Annotated in this window: 5 protein-coding genes and 1 pseudogene; all 6 read left to right on the top strand. The window is 65.8% G+C overall.

Annotated elements, in window-relative coordinates:
- Positions 1 to 105, top strand: a pseudogene (locus tag QZ609_RS23980) (GntR family transcriptional regulator); the annotation flags it as partial.
- A 92-nt stretch (positions 106 to 197) separates the two neighbouring features.
- Positions 198 to 1,604 (top strand): nucleobase:cation symporter-2 family protein, encoded by a 1,407-nt coding sequence (locus QZ609_RS23985; RefSeq protein ID WP_295500209.1) that lies wholly within the window; start codon positions 198 to 200, stop codon positions 1,602 to 1,604.
- 4 nt (positions 1,605 to 1,608) lie between these two features.
- Positions 1,609 to 3,039 (top strand): 8-oxoguanine deaminase, encoded by a 1,431-nt coding sequence (locus tag QZ609_RS23990; RefSeq protein ID WP_295500211.1) that lies wholly within the window; start codon positions 1,609 to 1,611, stop codon positions 3,037 to 3,039.
- A gap of 198 nt (positions 3,040 to 3,237) precedes the next feature.
- Positions 3,238 to 4,200 carry an allantoinase PuuE gene (gene puuE / locus QZ609_RS23995; RefSeq protein WP_295500213.1) on the top strand — a complete coding sequence of 321 codons (963 nt, stop codon included), beginning with the start codon at positions 3,238 to 3,240 and terminating at the stop codon, positions 4,198 to 4,200.
- Positions 4,197 to 4,718 (top strand): 2-oxo-4-hydroxy-4-carboxy-5-ureidoimidazoline decarboxylase, encoded by a 522-nt coding sequence (gene uraD, locus QZ609_RS24000; protein WP_295500215.1) that lies wholly within the window; start codon positions 4,197 to 4,199, stop codon positions 4,716 to 4,718. Before puuE ends, uraD begins: the two co-directional genes overlap by 4 nt.
- A 195-nt stretch (positions 4,719 to 4,913) precedes the next feature.
- The coding region (locus QZ609_RS24005) for an outer envelope protein (RefSeq protein ID WP_295500218.1) at positions 4,914 to 5,548 on the top strand (635 nt) is incomplete at its 3' end.

Below are 5,548 nucleotides of genomic sequence, written 5' to 3' on the forward strand. Positions count from 1 at the left end.
CACATGGCCCAGCACTTGCAATGCTGCGCCGACCGCGTGCGCCCCGAAGCGCCCGAGGATTTCGACCTGCGTTCGGTCCTGGGCCCGCGCGGCGGCGACGTTTAAGCCGGAGATTTGCCGTATCAGGCGAGCCGGCCCGACAGAGGCCAGCCGCCACCAGCCGGACGCCGTCCGGCTCACCACCCCAAGGAGACTTTATGGCTAGCACCATCGCCGCCCCCACGGCGGATCTGACCAACGAGCGCGTGGCGTACGGGCGGCTGCTCGCCCTCGGCCTGCAACATGTATTGGTGATGTATGCAGGCACCGTGGCAGTGCCCCTGATCGTGGGCGGCGCACTGCATCTGCCCAAGGAGCAGCTCGCCTTCCTGATCAACGCCGACCTGCTCGCCGCAGGGCTGGCGACGCTGATCCAGGCGTTTGGCCTGTGGAAATTCGGCATCCGCATGCCGGTGATGATGGGCGTGACCTTCGCCTCCGTCGGCCCGATGATCGCCATCGGGTCCGACCCCACCATCGGCCTGCTGGGCATCTATGGCGCGGTGATCGCAGCGGGCCTGTTCGGCATCCTCGTCGCACCACTGATGGGGCGCGTGCTGGGCCTCTTCCCGCCAGTCGTGACGGGCACCGTCATCACACTGATCGGCGTGTCCCTGATGGGCGTGGCCATCAACTGGGCAGGCGGCGGCCAACCGACCAAGAAGGTGGTCGTCGACGGCGTGCTGCAGACTGTGCCGAACCTGGATTACGGCAACCTAGCGGGCCTAGGCATCGCGCTGGCGGTGCTGGTGATCATCCTGCTGCTGACCAAGTACGGTCGCGGCCTGATTGGCAACATCGCGGTGCTGCTGGGCATCGTGATCGGCACGCTCATCGCCATGGCCTTCGGCAAGGTCAGCTTTGCCGGCGTGACCGATGCTGACTGGGTCGCCGTCATTACCCCGCTGCACTTCGGCATGCCCACCTTCCACTTCGGCGCCATCGCCTCGATGTGCGTGGTGATGATGATCACGCTGGTGGAATCGACCGGCATGTTCCTGGCCCTGGCCGAGATCACCGGCAAGAAGCTCACGCATGACGACCTCACCCGCGGCCTACGCGCCGATGGCCTGGGCACCGTGATCGGCGGTGTGTTCAACACCTTCCCCTACACCTCGTTCTCGCAGAACGTCGGCCTGGTGACCGTGACGGGCGTGCGCTCGCGCTACGTGGCGGCCATGGGTGGCGTGATCCTGATCCTGCTGGGCCTGTTCCCGAAGATGGCGCACATCGTCGCCTCGGTGCCCTCCTTCGTGCTGGGCGGCGCGGGCATCGTGATGTTCGGCATGGTGGCCGCCACGGGCGTGCGCATTCTGGGTTCGATCGACTTCAACAAGTACCGCCACAACCTGTTCATCGTGGCGATTGCGATCGGCTTCGGCATGATCCCGACGCTGGCGCCGACCTTCTTCCAGTACCTGCCGCACTGGCTGGAGCCGGTCACGCACAGCGGCATCGTGCTGGGCACGCTGGTGGCGGTCATCCTGAACCTCTACTACAACGGCATGCAGTCGACCGAACACGCCATGCGCGCGGCCGCAGCCACCACGCACGGCACGGAGTAATCGCATGACTGAGCACACGACCGGCGGCCTCACCTCCGCCGACCCGCTGCTGATCGCCCGCCACGCCGATGTGCTGGTCACGATGGACGCGCAACGCCGCGAGATCGCCGACGGCGCCCTGGTGGCGCGCGGCGGCGTGATCGAGTGGGTGGGTGCCACCGCGGACCTGCCGCCGCAGTATCGCGATGCGATCGGCCAGCCCAACGTGCGTGTGATGGAGCTGCGCGACCACGTGGTCACGCCCGGCTTCGTCAACACGCACCACCACATGTACCAGAGCCTGACGCGCGCCCTGCCCGCCGCGCAGGATGCCGAGCTGTTCGGCTGGCTGACCAACCTGTATCCGGTGTGGGCGGGTCTCACGCCGGAGATGGTGCGCGTGTCGACGCTCACGGCGATGGCTGAACTGCTGCTGTCGGGCTGCACCACCTCCAGCGACCACCTCTACCTGTACCCCAACGGCAGCCGCCTCGACGACTCCATCGAAGCCGCGCACCAGATCGGCATGCGCTTTCACGCCGCGCGCGGCAGCATGAGCGTCGGCCGCAGCCAGGGCGGCCTGCCGCCGGACCGCGTGGTCGAAGGCGAAGAGGCCATCCTGACCGAGACGCGCCGCCTGATCGAAACCTGGCACGACGCCGATCGCCATTCCATGCTGCGCGTGGTGGTGGCGCCGTGCTCGCCGTTCTCCGTCTCGCGTGATCTGATGCGCGAATCGGCCAAGCTCGCGCGCAGCTATGGCGTGTCGATGCACACCCACCTGGCCGAGAACGACAACGACATCGCCTACTCGCGCGAGAAGTTCGGCATGACGCCGGCCGAGTATGCGGAAGACCTCGGCTGGGTCGGCCACGATGTCTGGCACGCGCACTGCGTGAAGCTCGACGCGCATGGCATCGACGTGTTCGCGCGCACCGGCACTGGCGTGGCGCACTGCCCGTGCTCGAACATGCGCCTCGCCTCGGGCATCGCCCCAATCCGCACCATGCGCGATGCCGGCGTGCCGGTCGGCCTGGGCGTGGACGGCAGCGCGTCGAACGACGGCGCTCACATGCTCGGCGAGACCCGCCAGGCCATGCTGCTCGCCCGCGTCGGCTTCGGCCCGGCGGCGATGAGCGCGCGCGAGGCGCTGGAAATCGCCACGCTCGGCGGCGCCCGCGTGCTGAATCGCGACGACATCGGCGCGCTGGCGCCGGGCATGTCGGCCGACTTTGTCAGCTTCGACCGCCACCAGGTCGGGTTGGCCGGCGCCGACCATGACCCGGTCGCCGCGCTGGTGTTCTGCGCCCCGTCCAACGTGGCGCACAGCGTGATCAACGGGCGCGTGGTGGTGGAAGATGGCCGCCTGACCACGCTGGAGTTGGACGCCCATCTCACGATTCACCGGAGGCTTGCGCTGGAACTGGCGCAGGCTGCCCGGGCAGTCCCGGCCTGACGCGATGGAGCCTTGCCTGTTTCATGACATCGCCCACGCACCCGTGGCGTTCCCACAAAAGCGGGAACCCAGTGTCTTTCTAGCCGCTGGGGCCGCGCGTTTGCGGGAACAACATCCATCCGTGATGTCGTGAATTTGGAAGGACTCATTCCATTGTCCGACCGGTGTTGTATGAAGTCTCCTCGATCTCAAGAAACCATGATCAACAATAACTATCCGCGCGATCTCATCGGTTACGGCAAGAACCCGCCCGACGCCAAGTGGCCCGGCGGCGCGCGCGTGGCCCTGCAGTTCGTCCTCAACTACGAAGAAGGCGGCGAGAACTGCGTGCTGCACGGCGACGCGGGCTCCGAACAGTTCCTCTCCGAGATCATCGGCGCGGCCGCCTACCCCGCCCGCCATATGAGCATGGAGGGCATCTACGAATACGGCTCGCGCGCGGGCGTCTGGCGCATCCTGCGCGAGTTCGAAAAGCGCGGCCTGCCGATGACGATCTTCGGCGTGTCAATGGCCCTGCAACGCCATCCGGACGTGACGCAAGCCTTTGTCGATCTCGGCCACGAGATCGCCTGCCATGGCTGGCGCTGGATCCACTACCAGAACGTGGACGAAGCCACCGAGCGCGAGCACATGCGCATCGGCGTCGAGATCATCCGCGAGCTGACCGGCAACGCGCCGCTGGGCTGGTACACCGGCCGCGACAGCCCCAACACGCGCCGCCTGGTGGTCGAGCACGGCGGCTTCGCCTACGACGCCGACTACTACGGCGACGACCTGCCCTTCTGGACCGAGGTCGAAACCTCGTCCGGCGAGCACAAGCCGCACCTGGTGGTGCCCTACACGCTCGACACCAACGACATGCGCTTCGCCAGCCCGCAGGGCTTCAACACGGCCGACCACTTCTACCAGTACCTGAAGGACGCCTTCGACGTGCTGTACGAGGAAGGTGACCCCAACGGCCTGGCGCAGCCGAAGATGCTGTCGATCGGCATGCACTGCCGCCTGCTGGGCCGCCCGGGCCGCTTCCGCGCACTGCAGCGCTTTCTCGACTACGTGCAATCGCACGACAAGGTGTGGATCTGCCGCCGTATCGACATCGCGCAGCACTGGATCCAGCACCACCCCTACGACAAGCAACCGACTCTGAGTACCACCGCATGAGCCAGACCACGTATTCCCTCGCCCAACTTAATGCCATGGACGCCGTGCAGTTCGTGCAGGCCCTGGGCGGCATCTACGAGCACTCGCCGTGGGTGGCCGAGCAGGCTGCCGCGCAGCGCCCGTTCGCCTCGACCGAGGCGTTGACCGCTGCCATGCGCCACGCTGTGGACGCTGCTGGCGAGGCACCGCAACTGAAGCTCGTGCGCGCTCACCCGGAGCTGGCCGGCAAGGCCGCCGTGCGCGGTGAGCTAACCGCCGAATCGACGCGCGAGCAGGCCGGTGCCGGCTTGGACCAGTGCTCGCCGGAAGAATTCGCGCGCCTGCAGAGTCTCAACACCCGCTACAACGAGAAGTTCGGCTTCCCGTTCATCCTGGCGGTGCGCGGCTATGACCGCCACGGCATCATCGACGCCTTCGCCAAGCGCGTGGACAACGACCATGCCACCGAACTGCGCGCGTCGCTGGAGCAGATTCACCGCATCGCGGGCTTCCGCCTGCACGATTTGATTTCAGGTTAATCAGCACGAAAACGCCGCTGGCGCGGCGCCCTCGGGCGCCGCCCGGCATGGAGCCTGACCGGCCGGCCCGCGACCGCATCATCGAATGCGGCGCAACCCAGCGGCAACAAAACCATCAACAGAGGAGATAGAGCAATGCAGTGGAATGTCTTGCGCGGCACGGCCGCATTCACCGTAGCGACCGCAGCCCTTTTCATGGGGGCAGCAGATGCGGGTGCGGTGGAATGGAGCGATACCTCGATCGGCTATCGCTACGGCACACAATTCGCAGAACCGTTTGTGGGCGACGGTATTCACAAGAACATTTTCAACTTCACGCACGCCAGCGGATACAAGTACGGCACCAACTACTTGAACGTCGATCTGCTGGAATCGGACAGCAAGGACAGCAACGCACAGGAAGCCTATGTCACGTATCGCCATACGCTCGACATCGGCAAAGTTCTCGACAAGAATCTCGGCGCCGGGCCGATCCGCGGCTATGGCCTGACCGCCGGCTTTGACTGGAACACCAAGAACGATACGGGCTATGCGTCGAAGAAACGCATGCTGGTGGTAGGGCCGACGATGATGATGGATGTCCCGGGCTTCCTGAACATCAGTCTGCTGATGCTGTGGGAGAGCAACCAGCCGATTGGGGTAACGAGCCGCTACCACTACAAGGCGCACCCGATGCTCAACGCGGCATGGGGCATTCCCATCGGCTCGACGGGCCTGTCCTTTGAGGGGTATGCCAACTACATCGCGGCAAAGGGCACGAACGAATTCGGTGGCTCGACTTCGCCAGAACTGAATATCGATGCCATGGTGATGTACGACCTGGGCACGCC

Origin of the sequence: uncultured Ralstonia sp., from assembly GCA_913056305.1 — a bacterium.
Taxonomy (GTDB): Bacteria; Pseudomonadota; Gammaproteobacteria; order Burkholderiales; family Burkholderiaceae; genus Ralstonia.